We start from the raw sequence: 3,036 nt of genomic DNA on the forward strand, positions 1-3,036 counted from the left end.
GAGGGAATGGCGATGACGCCGGACGGCAAGTTCCTGATCGCGGTGCTGCAATCGGCGCCCCGGCAGGATGGCGGCGATTCGCCCGCGACGCGCCAGAACACGCGTGCGCTGGTCTATGACGCGTCCGACCTCGCCCACCTCAAACTGGCGCATGAGTATGTCGTGCCGTTGCCGGTGTTCAAGGATGCCAAGGGCAAGACCAAGATCGCCGCGCAGAGCGAGATCGTGGCGCTCTCCGACAAGACCTTCCTGATGCTGGCGCGCGACAGCGGCAACGGCCAGGGGCTGAAGGGCGACACCTCGCTGGTGCGCCAGATCTTCGTCGTCGACGTCTCGGCCGCGACCGACATCGCCGGCGGCGCCTTCGATGCCGCCGACAAGCCGCTGGCGCCCAAGGGCGTGCTCGACCCGTCGGTGATGCCGGCCAAGCTGACGCCGTTCATCGACATCAACGACAAGGGCGAACTCGGCCGCTTCGGCCTGCACAATGGCGCGCCGAACGACAAGAACAACCTGTCGGAGAAGTGGGAGGCGATGTCGGTGGTCAGCGTTCTCGATCCGAAGCTGCCCGACGACTACTTCCTGTTCGTCGCCAACGACAACGACTTCCTCGCCCAGGACGGTTTTCAGGTCGGCGCACCCTACAAGGCGGAAGACGGCGCCGATGTCGACACCATGTTCCTGGTCTATCAGGTCACGCTGCCGGGTCTCGCCGGGAAGTAACGGCCACTGCACGGGCGGGCGCGCTTGGCGCGTCCGCTGGGCTCGCGGCAGGCATGAACGGGGCAGCGGCCTTTCAGCCGCGCGTTCGCAAGGGTGCATCTCGGTCCCGCCTGCGATATCATCGTGGACTGGATCCAAATCACCATCCGCCGAGTTGCCCGCCATGGACGAAAAAATGCCCGCGCGCCGGCGCACCGGCGACCTGACCAGCGGCCCGATCCCGCGCACGCTTCTGCTGTTCGCCCTGCCGGTGCTCGGCTCCAACGTGCTGCAGTCGCTCAACGGCTCGATCAACGCCGTCTGGGTCGGCCGTTTTCTCGGCGAATCGGCGCTGACCGCCACCTCTAATGCCAACCTCGTCCTGTTCCTGATCCTCGGCACTGTGTTCGGCATCGGCATGGCGGCCACCATCCTGGTGGCCCAGTCGGTCGGTGCCCGCGACCTGCCCGAGGCGCGCCGCATTGTCGGCACCAGCGCGACGTTCTTCTTCCTCGTCTCGGTTGTCTTCGCGGTCTGCGGCTGGATCTGGGTTGACGCCATTCTCAACACGCTCGGCACACCGGCCGACGCCTTGCCGCTGGCGCGCTCCTATCTGCGCATCATCTTCGTCGCCGTGCCGATGATGAACCTTCTGTCCTTCGTCATGACCGTGCTGCGCGGTGCCGGCGATTCACGCACCCCCTTCTTCTTCATGGCGCTGGCCGTCGTCCTCGACATCGTGCTCAACCCATTGCTCATCGCCGGCATCGGACCGTTTCCCGAACTCGGCATCGCGGGCTCCGCCACGTCCACGCTGATCGGCCAGACGGTTAGCGTGATCGCCATCCTGATCGTGCTCTATGTGCGCAAGCATCCGCTGCGGCTGGCCGGCGCCAACCTCGCTCTGCTGCGGCCCGATCCCACCTTGCTGCGCATCGTCGTCTTCAAGGGCGTGCCGATGGGCCTGCAGATGATCGTCATTTCGGCGGCGGCACTGACGGTGATGGGCATCGTCAATTCCTACGGCTCACAGGTCGCCGCCGCCTACGGCATCGCCGCCCAGCTGTGGACCTACATCCAGATGCCGGCGCTCGCCATCGGCGCCGCGGTGTCCTCGATGGCGGCACAGAATGTCGGCGCCGGGCGCTGGGACCGGATCGGCCGCATCGCCGCCTCAGGCGTCGGCTTCAACCTCGTCCTGACCGGCGCACTGGTTGCCGTGCTGTCGGTTTTCGACCGTTCGGTGCTGAGCCTGTTCCTGAGCCGCGACAGCGCGGCGATCGACATCGCCGTCCACATCAACAATGTCGCCTCGTGGTCGTTCATCCTGTTCGGCATAACCATCGTGCTGTTTGCCACCGTACGAGCCACGGGTGCCGTGATGCCGCCGCTGATCATCCTGGTCATTTCGGTGCTGGTCGTGCGCACCGGCTTTGCCTATTTCATGCGTGGCGTGATCGGCGAGGAAGCGTTGTGGTGGAGCTTCCCGGCGGGTTCGATCAGCTCGCTTGTACTGGCGGCGGCCTACTATCGTTTCGGCCGCTGGCGCACCACGCACATGATCGAGGACAGGCCGGCCGCCGGCGAGCCGCCGGACACCGGTCTTGGCGTGCCGCGCGGACGCGCGCATCTTTCGCCTGAAACACCGAACGGCTGAAGCCAACCCGGTTCCGCTGGACCGCTCCAGGCCCTCAACGCCGTTGTTGTTTCAGCCCAAAAGCCAGCGCCACCAACGCAAACACCACGATCATGCCGGCGAACGCCAGGCTGGCAGCGACGGGACTGGCATAGGTCGAAACGATGCCGATGCCGATGACGGGCAAGGCGTTGCCGACAAAGCAGCAGATGAAGAAGCTGGACACCACTTCGGCGCGACGATCCTTGGGCGCGATCTCGTTCACCACTTGCAGGCCGCCACGGTAACCAAGCGCCGCCGCAACGCCGCAACAGGCCGTCGCAGCAACCATCAGTGCCATCGAGGCCAATATCTGCGCCGCCACCACCAACAAGACGCTTGGGATCATCAATGCCAGCGCAGCCAGCATCGCCTTATTGCTCTTCATGTGCATCAGAACGACAATGCTGATCGCGGTGACGATCGCCAGCTCGAAGAACAGCGCGCCGGCGACGGCATGGTTGGTCTCATGCAGCTGCTGCGCCAGGATGCTCGGCGCCAACGCGGCGTAGAACCCGACCAGCGCCATCGCGCCGAAGCCGGTCACCGCCGGCGCGACGAAGCGCGCACGGATTTCCTCCGGGACGGAAAGTCGCGGCCGCCAGGAGATCCCCCCGAGGCCGCCCGGCTTCGACACCGTTTCGCGAGTGCGCCAGACC

2 protein-coding genes and 1 pseudogene are annotated in these 3,036 nt (G+C 65.7%); 2 read left to right on the plus strand and 1 reads right to left on the minus strand.

Annotated elements, in window-relative coordinates; genetic code table 11:
- On the plus strand, positions 1–723 hold a 723-nt coding region (locus ENZ74_RS27080), incomplete at its 5' end, for an esterase-like activity of phytase family protein (RefSeq protein WP_206522334.1).
- 175 nt (positions 724–898) lie between these two features.
- Positions 899–2,359, plus strand: a complete 1,461-nt coding sequence (locus ENZ74_RS27085; protein ID WP_244506837.1) for an MATE family efflux transporter — start codon at positions 899–901, stop codon at positions 2,357–2,359.
- A gap of 34 nt (positions 2,360–2,393) precedes the next feature.
- On the opposite strand, the pseudogene ENZ74_RS27090 reads toward ENZ74_RS27085, so the two are convergent.
- Positions 2,394–3,036 (minus strand): annotated as a pseudogene (locus ENZ74_RS27090) (MFS transporter); the annotation flags it as partial.

This window comes from Mesorhizobium sp. M7A.F.Ca.CA.002.15.2.1, assembly GCF_003998715.1.
Lineage (GTDB): Bacteria > Pseudomonadota > Alphaproteobacteria > Rhizobiales > Rhizobiaceae > Mesorhizobium > Mesorhizobium ciceri.

Excerpts from the sequence above, each read along its gene's own strand:
- ENZ74_RS27085 (WP_244506837.1), top strand. The coding sequence starts at position 899 with ATGCCCGCGCGCCGGCGCACCGGCGACCTGACCAGCGGCCCGATCCCG.